Annotated in this window: 16 protein-coding genes; 5 read left to right on the top strand and 11 right to left on the bottom strand. The window is 28.9% G+C overall.

Going from position 1 to position 16,723, the window contains the following annotated elements; all coding sequences use genetic code 11:
• Positions 1–10: 10 nt before the first annotated feature.
• Positions 11–832: a heavy metal-binding domain-containing protein gene (locus BZ132_RS01335; RefSeq protein ID WP_011405868.1), complete on the bottom strand. Its 822-nt coding sequence runs from the start codon at positions 830–832 to the stop codon at positions 11–13.
• Between the two features lie 195 nt (positions 833–1,027).
• Between BZ132_RS01335 and BZ132_RS01330 the strand changes: the two genes are divergently transcribed.
• Complete coding sequence (locus BZ132_RS01330) at positions 1,028–1,954, top strand: carbohydrate kinase family protein (protein WP_011405867.1); 927 nt, start codon at positions 1,028–1,030, stop codon at positions 1,952–1,954.
• A 394-nt stretch (positions 1,955–2,348) separates the two neighbouring features.
• Positions 2,349–3,653 (top strand): phosphomethylpyrimidine synthase, encoded by a 1,305-nt coding sequence (gene thiC, locus BZ132_RS01325; protein WP_011405866.1) that lies wholly within the window; start codon positions 2,349–2,351, stop codon positions 3,651–3,653.
• Between the two features lie 156 nt (positions 3,654–3,809).
• Here thiC and BZ132_RS01320 read toward each other — a convergent pair whose 3' ends face one another.
• Positions 3,810–4,463, bottom strand: a complete 654-nt coding sequence (locus BZ132_RS01320; protein ID WP_011405865.1) for a TrkA family potassium uptake protein — start codon at positions 4,461–4,463, stop codon at positions 3,810–3,812.
• Between the two features lie 387 nt (positions 4,464–4,850).
• Here BZ132_RS01320 and lysS point away from each other — a divergent pair, with 387 nt between their 5' ends.
• Entirely contained in the window at positions 4,851–6,440 is a 1,590-nt protein-coding gene (gene lysS / locus BZ132_RS01315; RefSeq protein WP_011405864.1) for a lysine--tRNA ligase, read from the top strand.
• Between the two features lie 113 nt (positions 6,441–6,553).
• Here lysS and BZ132_RS01310 read toward each other — a convergent pair whose 3' ends face one another.
• On the bottom strand, positions 6,554–7,432 hold the full coding sequence (locus tag BZ132_RS01310; protein ID WP_011405863.1) for a LysR family transcriptional regulator: 879 nt from the start codon (positions 7,430–7,432) through the stop codon (positions 6,554–6,556).
• Positions 7,433–7,602: 170 nt separating this feature from the next.
• Here BZ132_RS01310 and hxlB point away from each other — a divergent pair, with 170 nt between their 5' ends.
• The gene (gene hxlB, locus BZ132_RS01305) at positions 7,603–8,187 is read left to right on the top strand and encodes a 6-phospho-3-hexuloisomerase (RefSeq protein WP_112149321.1); all 585 of its coding nucleotides are present in this window, start codon (positions 7,603–7,605) and stop codon (positions 8,185–8,187) included.
• Positions 8,188–8,235: 48 nt separating this feature from the next.
• Here the strand turns inward: hxlB and BZ132_RS01300 are convergent, their stop codons facing one another.
• The 6 genes from BZ132_RS01300 to BZ132_RS01275 are packed head-to-tail and all read right to left on the bottom strand — an operon-like array spanning position 8,236 to position 13,078.
• Entirely contained in the window at positions 8,236–8,514 is a 279-nt protein-coding gene (locus BZ132_RS01300; RefSeq protein ID WP_011405861.1) for a DUF2097 domain-containing protein, read from the bottom strand.
• An 8-nt stretch (positions 8,515–8,522) separates the two neighbouring features.
• On the bottom strand, positions 8,523–9,314 hold the full coding sequence (locus BZ132_RS01295; protein WP_011405860.1) for a formylmethanofuran dehydrogenase subunit C: 792 nt from the start codon (positions 9,312–9,314) through the stop codon (positions 8,523–8,525).
• A 2-nt stretch (positions 9,315–9,316) separates the two neighbouring features.
• The gene (locus BZ132_RS01290; RefSeq protein WP_112149320.1) at positions 9,317–11,038 is read right to left on the bottom strand and encodes a formylmethanofuran dehydrogenase subunit A; all 1,722 of its coding nucleotides are present in this window, start codon (positions 11,036–11,038) and stop codon (positions 9,317–9,319) included.
• Between the two features lies 1 nt (position 11,039).
• Complete coding sequence (locus BZ132_RS01285) at positions 11,040–12,374, bottom strand: formylmethanofuran dehydrogenase subunit B (protein WP_232048229.1); 1,335 nt, start codon at positions 12,372–12,374, stop codon at positions 11,040–11,042.
• Positions 12,375–12,388: 14 nt separating this feature from the next.
• Positions 12,389–12,841, bottom strand: a complete 453-nt coding sequence (locus BZ132_RS01280; RefSeq protein WP_011405857.1) for a molybdopterin dinucleotide binding domain-containing protein — start codon at positions 12,839–12,841, stop codon at positions 12,389–12,391.
• Positions 12,842–12,844: 3 nt separating this feature from the next.
• Entirely contained in the window at positions 12,845–13,078 is a 234-nt protein-coding gene (locus tag BZ132_RS01275; RefSeq protein WP_011405856.1) for a ferredoxin family protein, read from the bottom strand.
• Between the two features lie 288 nt (positions 13,079–13,366).
• On the opposite strand from BZ132_RS01275, the gene BZ132_RS01270 reads away from it, so the two are divergent.
• The gene (locus BZ132_RS01270) at positions 13,367–14,458 is read left to right on the top strand and encodes a formate--phosphoribosylaminoimidazolecarboxamide ligase (RefSeq protein WP_286940212.1); all 1,092 of its coding nucleotides are present in this window, start codon (positions 13,367–13,369) and stop codon (positions 14,456–14,458) included.
• 297 nt (positions 14,459–14,755) lie between these two features.
• On the opposite strand, the gene BZ132_RS01265 is transcribed toward BZ132_RS01270, so the two are convergent.
• Positions 14,756–15,514: a hypothetical protein gene (locus BZ132_RS01265; RefSeq protein ID WP_286940211.1), complete on the bottom strand. Its 759-nt coding sequence runs from the start codon at positions 15,512–15,514 to the stop codon at positions 14,756–14,758.
• Positions 15,515–15,567: 53 nt separating this feature from the next.
• Positions 15,568–16,242: a hypothetical protein gene (locus BZ132_RS01260; RefSeq protein WP_286940209.1), complete on the bottom strand. Its 675-nt coding sequence runs from the start codon at positions 16,240–16,242 to the stop codon at positions 15,568–15,570.
• Positions 16,243–16,723: the final 481 nt, after the last annotated feature.

Here is a 16,723-nt window from a genome sequence, read left to right as displayed (position 1 = left end):
TTCTTTTTTTTTATAAATATTTTTCATCAATAGTTACTGCAGTACCATATGCTGCCATTAACATATCTGGAGGTAACTGTTGATTATAATTTGTATATTCTATTTCAATATCAATAATAGCATTAGCATTAAGTTTAACTGCCTCTTTTTCAAGTATTAATAGAATATAATCCCTTGCAATAAGATAGTCTCTATGTTGTATAGACTTTTTTTTACTTAAATTAGAACCTAAATATTCTAATCTTTCATTATGGGTTTTTTCTTCAAATTCAAATATTTCCTCTGCAAATACAAGTCCATGATATTCTTTTATTGGTATCTTTGGCTGATTATTTAAAATTAAAATATTTAATTCATCCATATCACCTATATCACTTATCTTCTTTGGAGCATCAAATAGATTTTTATCAAATAACAACCCTATAAAACCACCAATTCTACCAAAGATATAGACAAACAACAGTAATAAAAATATTAGAATGTAGTTTACTGTTAATGGAAATGCTGCTTGTAACATTATTGCTATTCCACCAATAGTAAATACATTCCATGTAATTGCCTGTGCTGGAAATAGCCAGCCAATAAGATTTGTTACTATAAATAATACTATTGAACTAATAGCTCCAGATGTTGTATTTGTTAATTTTTGAGAAAGATATGTTTCTACAAAACCTGCAATTAATGGTGCAAATATAAGATATATATTAAATCCCCATATTGCTAGATTAAATATAATACAGATATATACAACAAGTAATCCTACTATTATTCCCATTATAATAGAAAAGATAACATCTCTATCATAATAATCAGATAATTTCTCTCTAAACATCGAATATTTTTCCTTTATATTAACTATACTATTTTTTTTATTCAAGATTATAATTATAAATTACTACAATATAATAAAAAATTGTATAATCTTATTTAGACATATGATTATAATAGGCATATTGAAAAACTTCAATATACATTATGAAAAAAAAATCATAGATTTAACAATCCAACTTAAATATGGAGGATAACAATGAAAAACGTAGATTTACTAGTATTAGGACATACTGCTTTTGATTATATTATGCAAGTAAGAGAATTTTCAAAAATTAATACCTCAGCTATAATAGATAATATGGAAACATTACATGGTGGAGCTGCTGGTAATGTTGCTGTTGTTGCAAGTAAAATGGGATTAGATGTTGGTCTTATATCCTGTGTTGGTAATGACTTTGAAGATAGTGATTATAAAAAAGAATTACTTAATGAAAATATTGACATATCTGATATGATACTATCCCAAGAACATAAAACACCTACAGCATTTTGTTTAACAAATCCTGATGATGAACAAATGTTTTATTTCTATTGGGGAGCTGCTAAAAAATATCATGAAAGTCCAGTACCTAAAGAAGCTATTGATAAAGCTAAAGCTGTGCATCTTGCAACAGGAGACCCTGAATATAATATAAAAGCAGGAAAATATGCTTATTCACAAAATAAATTAGTATCATTCGATCCAGGACAGGATTTACATCTCTATAGTACTAATGATTTAAAAGAAGTAGTTGCTAATTGTAATATATTATTTGGTAATGAACATGAAATTGAACATATCTGTGATTTACTAGAGAAGAATATTGATGAATTAATGAAAAATGGACCAAATATGATTATTCAAACACTTGGTGAAAAAGGAAGTTTAATCTATGTTAAAGGAGAAGATCCATTAAAAATAGAAGCCGTACCTACCAAATCATTCGACCCTACTGGTGCTGGTGATTCATACAAGGCAGCATTTTTAAGTTTATATTTAAGAGACAATAATCTTAAAACATGTGGTAGATTTGCAAGTACTGTATCATCATATATTGTAGAAACCCAGGGTACACAGACAAATATTCCAACTAGAGAACAAGCACTTATTAAGATGAATGACACATGGCCCAATGAGGAATAAAATATACTATAAAAAATACTTGATTTTATTTTTCATTTTTTCCTATTTTTTTAATTTTATGTAATATTTTTCATGAAAAATACTTATTTTACAGTATGTTATAATACTTTTTTATTAATTTGTAATAATTAGATTACAATTTACTTGAAAAAAGTCTAAAAAGCTTCATATTTTTTGTAAAAAAATAAAGTTCCATAAGAAAAAGTCCCAAAAAGACAAAAAAATAATGGTGTTTTTTAATGATTTTTCTAAACCTTTATATACTCAATAAATCTTAGTAGTAATTAGTCTAAAACAAAGGGATAAAAAAAATATTAGAAAAACAATATTAAAAAAAAATAATTTCTAACAAGAATTATCCCATTAGAACATAACAAATATGGAGTTAAATAATATGACACAAATGCTAGAAGCAATGAGAGGAAACATTACTGAAGCTATGAAAACCGTGGCTGCTGATGAAAAATTAGATCCTGAATATATAAGAAAAATGGTTGCAAAAGGATACATTGCAATTCCAGATAACAACCAAAGAGAAACAGTAGCAGTGGGTATAGGTGAAAACTTAAGAACAAAAGTAAATGCAACAATAGGTACATCCACTGATATTAATGATTTAGACATGGAATTAGAAAAAGCAAAAATTGCTGAAGAAGCAGGAGCAGACACACTTATGGAACTAAGTATAGGTGGAGACTTAGACAACATAAGAAGAACTGTACTTAAAAACACTAAAAAACCTGTAGGTAGCGTACCTATATACCAAACAGCTGTAGAAGCAATAGAAAAAGATGGTTCAGCAATTAACATGGACCCAGATGACATGCTTAAAAACATTGAAAAACAAGCAAAAGACGGGATAGACTTTATGGCTATTCACTGTTCTGTAAACAGAGAAACCTTAAAAAGACTTAAAAGACAAGGAAGAAACGGTGGACTTGTAAGTCGTGGAGGTTCATTCATATCCTCATGGATGGTACACAACGACTGTGAAAACCCATTATATGAAAACTACGATCAAGTTCTTGATATTGTAGAAGAATATGATGTATGTTTAAGTATGGCTAACGCAATGAGAGCAGGAGCACTCACAGACTCTACAGACAGAGCTCAAATACAAGAACTAATTGTATTAGGTGAATTAGTAGACAGAGCAAGAGAAAGAGGAGTACAAACTATTGTAGAAGGACCAGGACACATACCAATCAATGAAATTGAAACAAACATCAACATTCAGAAAAAAATGTGTAAAAACGCACCATTCTATATGTTAGGACCTATTGTAACAGATATTGCACCAGCATACGACCACATAGTATCTGCTATAGGAGCAGCACAATGTGCAAGATATGGAGCAAACTTCATATGTTATGTAACACCTGCAGAACACTTAGCTCTACCAGGACCAGAAGATGTAAGAGAAGGAGTAATTGCTACAAGAATCGGAGCTCACGCAGGAGATTTAGCAATAGACCTTGAAAGATTCGGAGAAGACGATATAGCAATGGCACATGCAAGAAAAAGCTTAAACTGGACAGAACAATATGAACACGCAATGTGGCCAGCAGATGCAAAAGCAATCAGAGATAAAAGACCACCTGAAGCAGATGACACATGTACAATGTGTGGTAACTACTGTGCTATAAAAATAGTAAATCAATGGTTAGACAAAGCAGACAAAGATGCTTTTGATAACTAGATACAAGGTAATAGATAAACATTATCCTACTACCATTCATTCATTTTTTTTAAATATCTACAATAATTTTTAAAATAGGTATTTATCCTATTTTAAAACTATTTTAAAAAACTACTTATTTTAATAATATTCCATGAAAAAATAGTAAAGATGAGTTTATGGTGCAAATAATTTTGTAACTTCTTGTACACATTCTGATTTTGTTATAACTGATATTTTCTGGTTTTCATGAAATACTGTATCCTCTTGAGGAATTATTAATTCATTATCTTCATATACTGCACATATAATATAATTTTCTGTTGGACTATAATCTAAAACTCTTTTACCATATAAATCCTTATTTTCTAATTTAACATCTAATAATTCTGTTGAACCCCTACCAAGAATTATTAAATCTGAAACCTTTGGTCTTGTTATTATACGTTCCAAGTATGATGCTACTGCTGATTCTGGACTTACTGTTATGTCAATTCCAACTCTTTTAAATGCATTAACATGATCAAGATCATTAACTCTTGCAATGATCTTTTTTATATTATCATAATTTTGACTTAACACTGATGTTAAGAGATTTACTGTATCATGACCTGTTGCAGCTACAAAAACATCAGCATCAGTAATATCAGCATCTTCTAATACTTGAACTGATGTGGCATCACCATGAATTACCATTGCATTAATCTGTTCTGCAACTTCCTCTGAAATTGTAGAATCATTTTCAATAATAGTAACGTTTAATCCTTCTCTAATTAGAGATTGAGCCAAATTTAATCCTACTCTTCCAGCACCAACTATTATTACATACATCTTTTTCACCAAAAATAAAATTTTTATCTATCTAAAGTATTGTATCATATTTCTAACAAATGATATTGACTATAATAAATTATCTTATAATATATTATAATTATTCTATAATTAATTAATATATTTTTCACTAAAAAAATATAAGCAATGAAAAACTAAAATAATAATTATATTAATGATTTTTTAATTAAAAGAAATTAGAATAATAATTAATCTATAACCCTATTAATAAGAAAAAACTTATTATTATAAACTAAAACTAGTTATAAATAATCTATTTCATTAAAGATTCTAAAGATTATATCCAATTTAGATAATTCAAAGATTACTAAGTGGAAGGCTATAGATATTTCTAATTATAATAAAAAAGATTATTCGTGATTATATATGAGTAAACATTGGACTGAAAGAATAGCTGAAGAATTAAGTCAACAAAAAAAAGATGAATATATTATAGGTAGTGGAACATCCATTTCAGGATCAGTACATATTGGAAATAGCTGTGACATATTCATTGCAAATGCAGTAAGTAAAGAATTAAGAAAAATAGGTGAAAATGCAAAAACTGTATGGATTGCAGATGACTATGATCCATTAAGAAAAGTACCATATCCATTACCAGAAAATTACAGTAAATATCTTGGACAACCATACTATGAAATCCCATGTCCTGAAGGATGTTGTGAAAACTTTGTAGAACACTTCCAAAAACCATTTGTAAATTCTCTTAAACCATTTGATATTGAAAATCTTGAAATAAAAAGTGGAGCACAAATGTATAAAAATGGTGTATATACTGAAGCTACAAAAGTTGCACTAGAAAATACTGAAAGAATAAGAGAAATATTTAATGAATACAGAGAACATCCATTAAGTGAAGATTGGCTACCATACAATGCAATATGTTCTGAATGTGGAAGAGTAAATACAACCCATGCATATGACTTTGAAGGTACAAATATTAAATATAAATGTGACTGTGGACATGAAGGTGAAGTTGACTACACAACAGGAATGGGTAAATTAACATGGAGAGTAGAATGGGCTGCAAGATGGAAAATCCTTAATATTACATGTGAACCATTTGGAAAAGACCATGCTGCAAGTGGTGGATCATATGATGTTAGTAAAATTATATCAGATGAAATATTCAATTATCCTGCACCATACCCAGTACCATATGAATGGATTACACTTGATGGAGATGCAATGAGTAAATCTAAAGGAGTATTTTTCTCACCAGAAGCTTGGCTTAAAATAGGTAAACCTGAAACATTAAATTATTATATTTTCAGAAACAAACCTCTAAAACCTAAAGATTTCACACCAAAAATGGGATTCCTTGATCTTATGGACCAATATGATAGAGTAGAAAGAATTGCATATGGTCAAGAAGAAGCAAGTAATGAAAAAGAAAAAGAAAAACTTACAAAAATATATGAAGTATCCCAAATTAATGATATGCCTGATGAAATGCCATTCCAACCATCATACAGATTCCTTACAGTAGCATATCAAATAGCAAATGGTAATGCTAATAAAATATACACAATACTTAAAAACAACAACCAACTACCAGAGAGACTTGAAAATGTTACATTTGAAGATTTAAGTGAATTTGATAGGGATACATTCCTCCAAAGAATTGAATATGTTCACAACTGGCTTGAGACATACGGTCCTAAATTTGTAAAATTCCAAGTTATGAATAAAATGCCACGTATTGAAATAACAGATGAACAAAAAGAGTTCCTCAAACAAATTGCTAATATACTTGAAAGTGAAACATTTGAAAATGATGTTCAATTCCATGATAGAATGTATGAAGTACTTGAATCACTTGGAATGAAACCACAAAAAGCTTTCCAAGCAATTTATAAAACAATTATTGGTAAAAAACAAGGTCCACGTGCAGCATCCTTTGTATTATCACTTGATAAAGACTTCGTTATAAAAAGATTCAGATTAGAAGAATAACTATATTAAAAAATAACTTTAAAATCCAAAATAAGAAGTATTTAATTATTAAATACTTATCTTTTTACTTTTTTTTAACTTTGAATATGCCTGTTTTAAATAAAAAAAAATATTTATAGAAATTCAAAATTAGAATTGAATCTTAAGTTTCTTGCATGATGTGTTGCAAAATTTAGGAAATTATCTATTAAACTATTATTTTTAACATTCAATGCACTTATTATATGATGTGTCTCATTAGATAATATGTTACTTGTATATTGTGATGTATATGACATACTGTTATTTATAAATGTATAGATGTTTTCATGATTTTCAACAATATGCATTGCCTCACAAAATGATGATACAACATCCACTATATCAAAATCTAAATCATAATTTGCTAGTGTTGTCCATGCAAGTCTTTGTGCAGAATTTTCCACTTCAACAAAATTAAGGCCATTTAAATCATGTATACTATTAAATTCTTGAGGTTTATGTGATAATAAAAGAAGATAATCTCTTGCAAGTGGTATTGGTTCTAAATCATATATATATGCTTGTACAGGATCATCAAATGAAACTATGTCCACCAAACCCATATCTGCCAATTTCAATGCAGTTTTATTATCAGTTTCAAGAAACTTAATATTTTCAAGTTGATAAATTCTAGCCAATTGCCTTATAAATTCACATGAAACTGCTCCTCCTGCAACTGTAATCTCCTCTTCATCATCCAATAAACGATTTTCATAAGTTTCATATTCATCAAGTATATCCAGAGCATAATCTGTTAGTACAGATCCCTTATTTGATACTGTGACAAGTTTCTTTGAAAGTATTTCTTCAGCAGACAATATTCGTCTATTTAAAACTGTGTGGGATATTCCAAGACTTGATGCAGCACGTCTTTGAGATTTATTATTTTTAATAGAATTAAGAGTTTCAAATAACTTATAATCAAATACATGCCCCTTGATTTCAAAATTTAATTTTTTATTAAAGTCCATAATACAACACCTTACATACAAAAATATTTTACAACTATATAAAAATAATTTAGTAAATTGTAAATATAAATTTTAATATAATAAATAATTGACTATTGATAAATATAATATAATAATTATCAATTTTTTTTATAGTAGAATATATTTTAAATTTTTTTTAGGGGAAAAACATGATTTATAATGATGCATTAAATGATATAATAGAAAATGTTAAGAAAACAACAGAAACCATTACAGATGAAAATGTTTCTAAAATGACAAAGATAATTGAAGAAGTAGAAAGTATTTTCATAATGGGATTAGGACGTTCAGGATTAGTTGCAAAAGCATTTGCTATGCGTCTAATGCACTTAGGTTTAAATGTATATGTAGTTGGGGAAACAACAACACCGGCTATTACAGATAAGGATTGTTTAATAGCTATTTCTGGTTCTGGAGAAACAAGTTACATTATAAGTACAACAGGAATTGCTAAAAATATTGGTTCTAAAATAATTGCAATAACATCATATCCTGACAGTACACTTGCACAAAGATCAGATTTAGTTCTTCAATTACAAGGAAGAACAAAAATTGATTCTGAACCAAATTATGCACGTCGTCAAATAAGTGGACTTCACCAATCATTATCTCCAATGGGAACAATTTTTGAAATAAGTGCTCTTATATTCCTAGATTCAATAATTGCACAAATGATGCAAGATTTAGGACAGACAGAAAAAGATCTTAAAGCAAGACACACTGTACTTGAATAAAAAAAAAGTGTTGGATGATTTATAGATACTTCTATATATCACACCTTTTTATGATAATCTTATAATAACTTCCATCTCATGATAGGTATATCTTAGTTCAACTATTTCATCTATGATTTCATTTATATTAATATCCACTCTTTGATGTAATAACTGTCCCATTAATTGAAGTGTTATTATAACATCACTACTTTTATCTATGTATAATATTTTTCCTGGAATAAAAACCCTATTATATGATATTTCAAGTAGAGCATCCTCTTTGAAGTTATCAACAATATAATTAAGAAGTTCATTTTGACTTAAATCAATAATTTGTCTATTCATATAATATCCTACTTATTTTTTATCCAAAGTTGACCCTTTCCACGTGTTGTATTATCTCCAGTATAAAGAGTGTATGTTCCAATATGATACTTGTTATTAATTAGGGGATTATGAATCTTTTCTTGTTTTTTAAATCCTTGAAGTACTTCATCTACGCATCCACCAACTACAATAACACCTTTTTTCATACTACCCCCAGGCCAACGTGTTATGTTACCATCAACCTCTATGTATCCACCACTCATATGATTTCCAACTAGTATATCACAGTTTTTCTTAATTATTATCTGACCATTTAACATACAGTCTCCTGCATATCTACCAGCACTTCCTTCTACTATTATACATCCACCAGACATTCCCCTCCATTCACCTGCATATGATGAACCTAAAAATTCCTTTGTATTACCCTTTATTTCAAGTAATCCTCCAGTCATTTCACGTCCAGCATAACTTTCTGTATTACCATTTACTCTTATATATCCTCCAGACATCTGTGCTCCTACATGTAAATCCACATTACTATTTACAATAATACTACCACAGGACATTAAATTTCCAATGTATTTAACACGTTCCATGTTACCATCCATTATAATAGTACATTCATCTGGATTTGTAGTTGTTCCATCTATTGTTACCTTGAAGTACTTATTTAATGGTTCTTTTCTATTTCCCCTGTATATGATGGTTTCTTCTACTTGTTTTTGTGTTTTATCATATAATTTTTCTGGAAGTATATTATCAAATTCAAGTGGTATTTTACTGAATTTTTTCATAAATAATTTAATAGTTCTCATATCTAATCCTCATATTCTATATCTACACAAGTATCAGGTTTTATATAATGATCTGGAACACCATAATTTTCATATTTTATAGTATAATACTTATTAAATTCTGGTGTTATTTCATCTACAAGATTAGCCTCTTCTTTTTCTAAGCCACAAACATTAGTCCATATATGTTTACTATCTACTAATTTAACAATTTTTCCATGATCAACCATGATCATACCATCTTTTATAGTGTATAAACTGTTTAATAACTTGTTTTCAAGTGTTTGTGAATTTTTAAGAAGTGTTGTATCAAAGTCATAGACATCTATATCATATACTGAAACATCAGCCTTTGCACCTACACCAAGATGTCCTCTATCTGTTAATCCAAGTATTTTTGCTGGACTTGCCCTTGTAATTGTTGCTATTTCATTCCAGGAATATTCTCTATCATAACTTCCAAGTGATGTTCTTCTTGTTGCCCAACTATGTACTTGATTATCAAGCATATCATTTAGTTTTTCATTACTCATTATCCATGAAATTACACGTGGATATCTGATAAATGGACCACCATTTGGTGAATCAGTTGTTAATGCCAATTTCCATGGATCTTTTATTCCAAGGAAGAATTCAAGCCCAATAGCCCATTGAAGTACACTTACTGGTGCTCGTTTAGAATATATTGATGGAATAAGTCCAGATGAAGTTTCAACCTCTATATCCTTATTTGCCCATTTAAGTCCTGTTAGTCTGTATAAATCATACTCCATTGGTGCATCTGCAGTCATTGTTGTTGTTTCATCGAAGGTTATCTGTCCAATATCACAAGTCATATGTTTTGACTTATTTATATAATCAATCAATTCTGGTGCACCTGATGTAACATCCCTCCATGATGTTCCCTTATATGCATGGAACTGTACGTGTGTTGCATGTAACACTTGATCTCTTGTTACATTCTTATTTTTCTTAATATCCTTTACACAATCAAATGTTTCAAGTGTTGTTTCATAGTTTCCAGGATGTCCAAGGTCATTTGTATGAACATGCACAGAATGGGGTAAACCTAATTTTTCATTTACTTTAGTTAGAGCCTGTATTACTTGACGTCCTGTTACACCCCAGTGTGGTTCTGGATCATCAAGTCCATCTACATTTTTTCCCCAACCCCATGCTTCACTTCCACATGGATTTACTATTTTAATTCCATAACCCTTTGCTAGTTTCAACCATTTTGATATGAATAAAGCTAGTTTTTCTAAGTTATTTTCCTTAACATATTTAAGCATGAACCAGTTATTACCAAAGAGTGTTAATGTTGGTATATCAAGGTTTGGAATACTGTTTATTTCTTCATGTGCATGTTTTGCCTCTAAGGGTGGTACTGCTGCTTCTGTTACTGTTGTATATCCCATACGAGTATACCTGTACCCAGTTGTTGGACATGTTGGTATGGAAAATCCTGCTTCAAATCCCTCAATAGCACCACATTGTGCAGGTTTTATTCCACGTCTTGTATCTTCTGGACGATATAATCTTCCCACTGATAGTTTTGGTCCTGCTATGTGTGAGTGTAAATCTACTCCTCCAGGCATTACTAATTTATTTGTAACATCTATAATCTTTGCATCCTTTGATACTTCACTAACTATGTATCCATCTTTTATTAGTATGTCCTTTTTTTCTCCATCAATATTATTTGCTGGATCAAATACAATACCATTTTTTAAAATATATTCCATGTTAGTTATCTCCATTTTCTTGTTTTAGTTTTTCTATTCTATTGTATATCTGGGAGAGTATCCATTGATCTGAATGACAGTTTTCAGGTTTTTCAATAACTTTTTTCATATATAATGGTATTGAATCCATCCTATAGGCTGTCCCTTTTGTTTCCACACCTACTCTTGTACTTGGAAGTACTATGTCTGCAAGTTCAGTGTATGGGCCCCAATGAGTATCTACTTGTACAACTGGTATGTCAACTAAGTGTTTGATTGTGTAACCTGGAAATTGAACTCCAGGATCTGCTGCTACTGCCATGAAAAAATCAGGTTCTCTACGATTTAAAAGATCTATTGTTGTTGTTTCTCCAACCATGTATCTTGGATATCCTCTTGAATAATCCACACCATATGGATATCCTGTTTCTGTTGTTAATGCCATATTAAATCCATTAACATTGAAAAATCCCCTCATAGGTAACATGGACCATTTTGAGTATTTATTTAGATCTTCTATTAGTTGTATTAGAACATCAACATTTCCCTGTTTTGTAGTACTTTGTGTAAGACCTAATCCAAAGAACAATGCACCATATTCTGCATTTTTCATTATTTCTACAAGTTCATACAATATTTCTATATTAACTCCTGCAATTTCTTCATCAGTTATTTCATGTCCTGCAAGTATCATACGTAGAGTATTAAAAAAGGCATAGTCTTCCCCTATATCATAGCTAATCCATTTATCTGATACTTTAGCCGTGTTTGTATATTTTGGATCTATTGTTATTATTGTTCTATCCTCCCGACCATTTGGTCTGAAAAATCCTTCTGGAAAGGTTGTGTAACGTGAAAGATGTCTTGGATGATCATCCATTGGATTTGTTCCAACATATATTATTACATCTGCCCTGTTTTTTACAGCTCCAAGTGTCATAACAGGATGTCCCACATTTTGAAATGCTTGGATTGTTGCACCATGACATATTGTTGACTGATTATCTATTACACTTCCTGTTATTTGTGCTATTTTTATTCCCTCTTTTATTGCTTCAACAGATGTTTCTCCCCAACCATATAGTACTGGACGTACACTGTTTGTTAGAAGTTGTGCTATTTTATCTAGTGCATTTTCCCATGTTGTTTCCTTAAGTATTCCTTCTTTGTTTCTAATCATAGGATTTAGTAATCTTTGATCTTCATCATTTATTATTTTACTAGCACCTAGTCTACATGCATGTCTTACTCCCACTATTTTATCATCCTTTAGTAGGTATGTAATATCATCACAATTATTTCCACAGTATGAACAGGAACAATTTTTTACTTGTCTATCATAATCAGTAATTGGCATTTGTGTCAAATTATTTACTCCCCTATTTTTTTATATACTGGCTTTTGTCCAAGAGTTTTTGTGTTATATTTATATTTATTGTATGTTTTATGCATTAGATTTGCTACGAGTAATACTTCATCGTCTGTTTTTTTAATTACTGCTTTTACTCCCTTATATGTTGGAATATTACAGCAATATGTTTCTGGACTTATTACTATATTGGCCCATGGTCCCCTTGGTATGAATATCATACCTTCATGTGGTGCATCATGGGATTTATCTGCATATATTGTTACACTTCCCCATTTAGATGTTACATTTATTTTATCACGTGGTTTTAGAGATAATTTTTTCATATCCCTTGGATCCATAAAAGCTACAGCTGTAGATTGTCTGTATTCATCCTTTAATGTAGAACCTTTCTTTTCATAAAATGCTTGGATAATACTCGTACCTGTATTTATGATAATATCCATTTCATCCATATTTTAGTCTCCCTTATGATATATTGCCTTTGTTGGACATGTATCATTACATTTCATACATGTTACACATTTTTCTGGATGGAATAGTTTTATTACTCCATTTTCAACTAACATTACCACATCTGTTGTATCTGGCCCATTACCTCCAATAACCTCTGGATAGATTTCTTGATTAACAGGACATACTATAACACATGCTCCACACCCTAAACAATGATCTTGATTAACACATAACATTAATTTAATACTCCTTTTTATTATTAGGTAATTAATATGTAATTTTCTAAAAAAATAAAGATTATATTTTTACTCAAATATACCCCTTTTTTGTTTCATAAAAATTCTATTATAAAACTAAAATATGAATAAAAATATATTTTTTATAATATAAAAAAATTTACTATTAAATACTTTTCTTAATAATATCATTATTATTCTCCTGTTCTGGAGATTATTATAATAATAATAAGATATATAAATATATTCATTAACAAAAAATCATTACAAATGTATTAGGTGTAATTTATGGGAAAAGTTAAAAAAGAAGATATTATGGATATTGTAGAAAAATATGATAAAGGTAACATTACCATAGCAACTCTTGGAAGTCACACAGCATTACACATCCTTCGTGGTGCAAAACAAGAAGGATTTAGAACAGCAGTTGTATGTGAAAAAGGAAAAGAAGTTCCATATGAACGATTTGGTGTAGCTGATGAATTTATATTTGTAGATGAATATAAAGATATTGTAAATAGTGATGTACAGGATAAATTAAGAGCAATGAATGCTATTGTTGTACCTCATGGATCTTTTGTTGCATATGCTGGTCTTAGTAATGTTGAAGATAAATTCAACGTTCCAATGTTTGGAAACCGTGATATACTACGTTGGGAAGCAGAACGTGACAAGGAAAGAAAAATGATTACACAATCTGGTATTAGAATGCCAAGAAAATTTGATAAACCAGAAGATATTAACAAGGAAGTTATGGTAAAATTCCCTGGTGCAAGAGGTGGACAGGGTTACTTCATATGTTCTAGTTATGAGGAATTCCAAAATAAGATTCAGGAAATGAAAGAAAGAAATTGGATTACAGATAGTGATGTTAAAGATGCACATATTGAAGAATATGTATGTGGTACTAACTTCTGTATACATTACTTCTACTCTGCTCTAAAAGATGAAGTTGAAGTTTTAGGAATGGATAGTAGATATGAAACAAATATTGATGGTATTGTAAGAATTCCTGCACAAGACCAAATAGAAGCAAATCTTAGCCCATCATATGTTGTTAGTGGAAATCATCCAGTTGTAATAAGAGAATCTCTCCTTCCACAAGTATTTGAAAATGGAGATAGATTAGTAGAAACTGCTAAAAAATTAGTAAAACCTGGTATGAATGGTCCTTTCTGTTTACAATGTTTAGTAAATGATGATAGAGAAATTGTTATTTTTGAAATGAGTGCTCGTATTGATGGTGGTACTAATTCATTCATGAATGGATCTGCATACTCCTATATCCAATTTGGAGAAGTTATGAGTATGGGTCGTAGAATTTCAAGAGAAATTAAGAATGCTATAGAAACTGATAAACTTGATGTTATATTAACATAATTTATCAATTTACACTCCCCTCCCTTTTTAGAAGTAAAAAAAAAGCTATTTTTGAGTAATGGGATATTAAATTTTAGTAAGTTGAAAATGAAATTTAGCCCCTTAATTTAAGTTTATATTAATCCAGAACTATACTCTTTTTATTTCTTAATATTTTTGTTAAAATTAGTTTTTTATAATAAGTTTTTAAATCCAATAACATATCTTCTTGACTATTTTAAAAATAAGAAAGAAAAAATAAAAATAAGAAAAGAAATAAAACAAAAAAATAAAAAAAGGAGAATGTTTTTTCCTTTTTTATAATATCAAAGGAAGAATTAACCTATACACAACTCCTGTATAAAAATAATCAGTCCATATGAACATTGTTCCTAGTGTTATTAACATTGGTACTAGTGGAAGTATATATGCACATAGCAGATACGAATAATATCCTGGTGGATATCTAATATCAAATTTATCATATTCTCCATTAGGACATAAAAAATTAAGTATTTTTTCTTCATGTTTTGATAAATATTCATTAATTTTATCCATAAATGTAAATGCTAATAATACTGCTATATATATTGCCCAGAGTATAATTAATACTATTGTTGGAAAGTTAAATGGATTTATTATTGTCAGACCAAAATGCACTGGACTTCCCATAAGAAGTGATGCTTCTGCTTTTAAAAGTAGTTCTGTATAAGATAAAGGCATGCTTTTCTCTAGTAGAGCATCTTTTGCATAATCATCACATGGAACATCACATCGTGATTCTTCTCCAAAGGTATGAGGACGTAATAATTCAATACACCCCACATAAAATATTATAAATGTCATTGGCCATACACTCATAGTGAACATTTTTGCAAATTCCATTGTATCTCTAAGAAGAGGTACAGTATAACCCAAGACTATAAAACCAAAAATAATAAGAAGAACTCCTTGTGATTTTCCAGTCCTTAAAGAACTATATTCTCCATTATAATATACATTTTTCTGCACCCCTAAAATAGAATATAATTTACCATTCCAATCCGAAATTTGAAATATTATTAAAATTATAGTCATAAATACAAACCAATAATAATACCACCACATTTTTTCACCTCATTATATTTTTTTTATACTGTTGCATAATATTCACTTATCCTTGTCTGATTTGTTTTTGTATTAGCTACATATGTCAAGTCTAAATATGTTAAATTCATACCATATGTTTTCCGTAATAGAAATAAAGTGTAATTCATCATATGTATTGCTTCCATTTTTATTAAATCATCAAAGTAATTTTTAACTAATTGATTTACAAGTATTAACTTAGATATTTCTACTGTAAATAATGTTTTTATTATCTTTTTAGGTACTTCTTTAAATATTTCTTCTGCAGTATCATAATCAAATATTGCCTTAAATACTTTCATTGTATATTTATAGGATTCTTCACTACATTTTTCAATCATTCTACCACTTAAAAAAGGTATGTTTGTAAAAAATTTTGTAAATAAATTTGATGAAGGTATAGCTACTATTGAATCATAGATTACTTCTAGAAAAGTTTTATCCCTATCATTTAATGTTAATGTTTCACCAACAAAAGTGGCAGTAGCTCCAATACATCCTTCTATAAGATCATAACCTGAAACAATATCTTTGGTTGCTTTAGAAATAGTATTGGTATTATAATCAGTATAATCTATACTAGAAGAATCATTTTCACTAGATGCATAAATTGGTGAAAAACAAAAGCATAATAATAACATGACAAAAAAACATGAAAATATAAAATTATTATTCATATTATCTACTAAACCTCCTATCTAATTTTAAAAAAAAATGTTTCAAAAATATAAAAATCCAAAAAAAATTATATGAACTGAACTATTTTAAAATAAAATTTAATAAAAATTTAATTTTTAAAAATATTTTAATTAGTAATTAATTGATATAATTTTATTTAAATTAAATAAAAGAAACATAAATATAAATATGTTATCTATACATTATAAATATTAACCAAAAAATTATATTGACAATGAATTGAAATTATATTTAGATTTAATACATATTAGATTTAATGCACCTATAGCTCATTTAATAGAACATTGTTAACTTAACTGTTGTAATGCTGTCTTTATCTTTTTTGTTGAGTTTATCATTTTTATTTCTTTCTTATTTTTAAAATAGTCAAGAGGACATATTAATGGATTTAAAAGCTTATTCTTATTGTAATTTCGCGTGGAAATATTAAAGGAATGATTCTATATTCAATTATACCTA

Source organism: Methanosphaera sp. DEW79 (assembly GCF_003266085.1).
GTDB lineage: Archaea > Methanobacteriota > Methanobacteria > Methanobacteriales > Methanobacteriaceae > Methanosphaera > Methanosphaera stadtmanae.
The sequence above is the reverse complement of the archived record's forward strand: the minus strand, read 5'-3'. Positions and strand labels throughout refer to the sequence as shown.

Coding starts and splice junctions, on each gene's coding strand:
- BZ132_RS01280 (WP_011405857.1), bottom strand. CDS start 12,841: ATGGATGAAATGGATATTATCATAAATACAGGTACGAGTATTATCCAA.
- BZ132_RS01300 (WP_011405861.1), bottom strand. CDS start 8,514: ATGAATAGACAAATTATTGATTTAAGTCAAAATGAACTTCTTAATTAT.
- lysS (WP_011405864.1), top strand. CDS start 4,851: ATGAGTAAACATTGGACTGAAAGAATAGCTGAAGAATTAAGTCAACAA.
- BZ132_RS01265 (WP_286940211.1), bottom strand. CDS start 15,514: ATGACTATAATTTTAATAATATTTCAAATTTCGGATTGGAATGGTAAA.
- BZ132_RS01270 (WP_286940212.1), top strand. CDS start 13,367: ATGGGAAAAGTTAAAAAAGAAGATATTATGGATATTGTAGAAAAATAT.
- BZ132_RS01285 (WP_232048229.1), bottom strand. CDS start 12,374: ATGCCAATTACTGATTATGATAGACAAGTAAAAAATTGTTCCTGTTCA.
- BZ132_RS01295 (WP_011405860.1), bottom strand. CDS start 9,314: ATGAGAACTATTAAATTATTTATGAAAAAATTCAGTAAAATACCACTT.
- BZ132_RS01335 (WP_011405868.1), bottom strand. CDS start 832: ATGTTTAGAGAGAAATTATCTGATTATTATGATAGAGATGTTATCTTT.
- thiC (WP_011405866.1), top strand. CDS start 2,349: ATGACACAAATGCTAGAAGCAATGAGAGGAAACATTACTGAAGCTATG.
- BZ132_RS01260 (WP_286940209.1), bottom strand. CDS start 16,242: ATGAATAATAATTTTATATTTTCATGTTTTTTTGTCATGTTATTATTA.
- BZ132_RS01290 (WP_112149320.1), bottom strand. CDS start 11,038: ATGGAATATATTTTAAAAAATGGTATTGTATTTGATCCAGCAAATAAT.
- BZ132_RS01320 (WP_011405865.1), bottom strand. CDS start 4,463: ATGTATGTAATAATAGTTGGTGCTGGAAGAGTAGGATTAAATTTGGCT.
- BZ132_RS01330 (WP_011405867.1), top strand. CDS start 1,028: ATGAAAAACGTAGATTTACTAGTATTAGGACATACTGCTTTTGATTAT.
- BZ132_RS01275 (WP_011405856.1), bottom strand. CDS start 13,078: ATGTTATGTGTTAATCAAGATCATTGTTTAGGGTGTGGAGCATGTGTT.
- BZ132_RS01310 (WP_011405863.1), bottom strand. CDS start 7,432: ATGGACTTTAATAAAAAATTAAATTTTGAAATCAAGGGGCATGTATTT.
- hxlB (WP_112149321.1), top strand. CDS start 7,603: ATGATTTATAATGATGCATTAAATGATATAATAGAAAATGTTAAGAAA.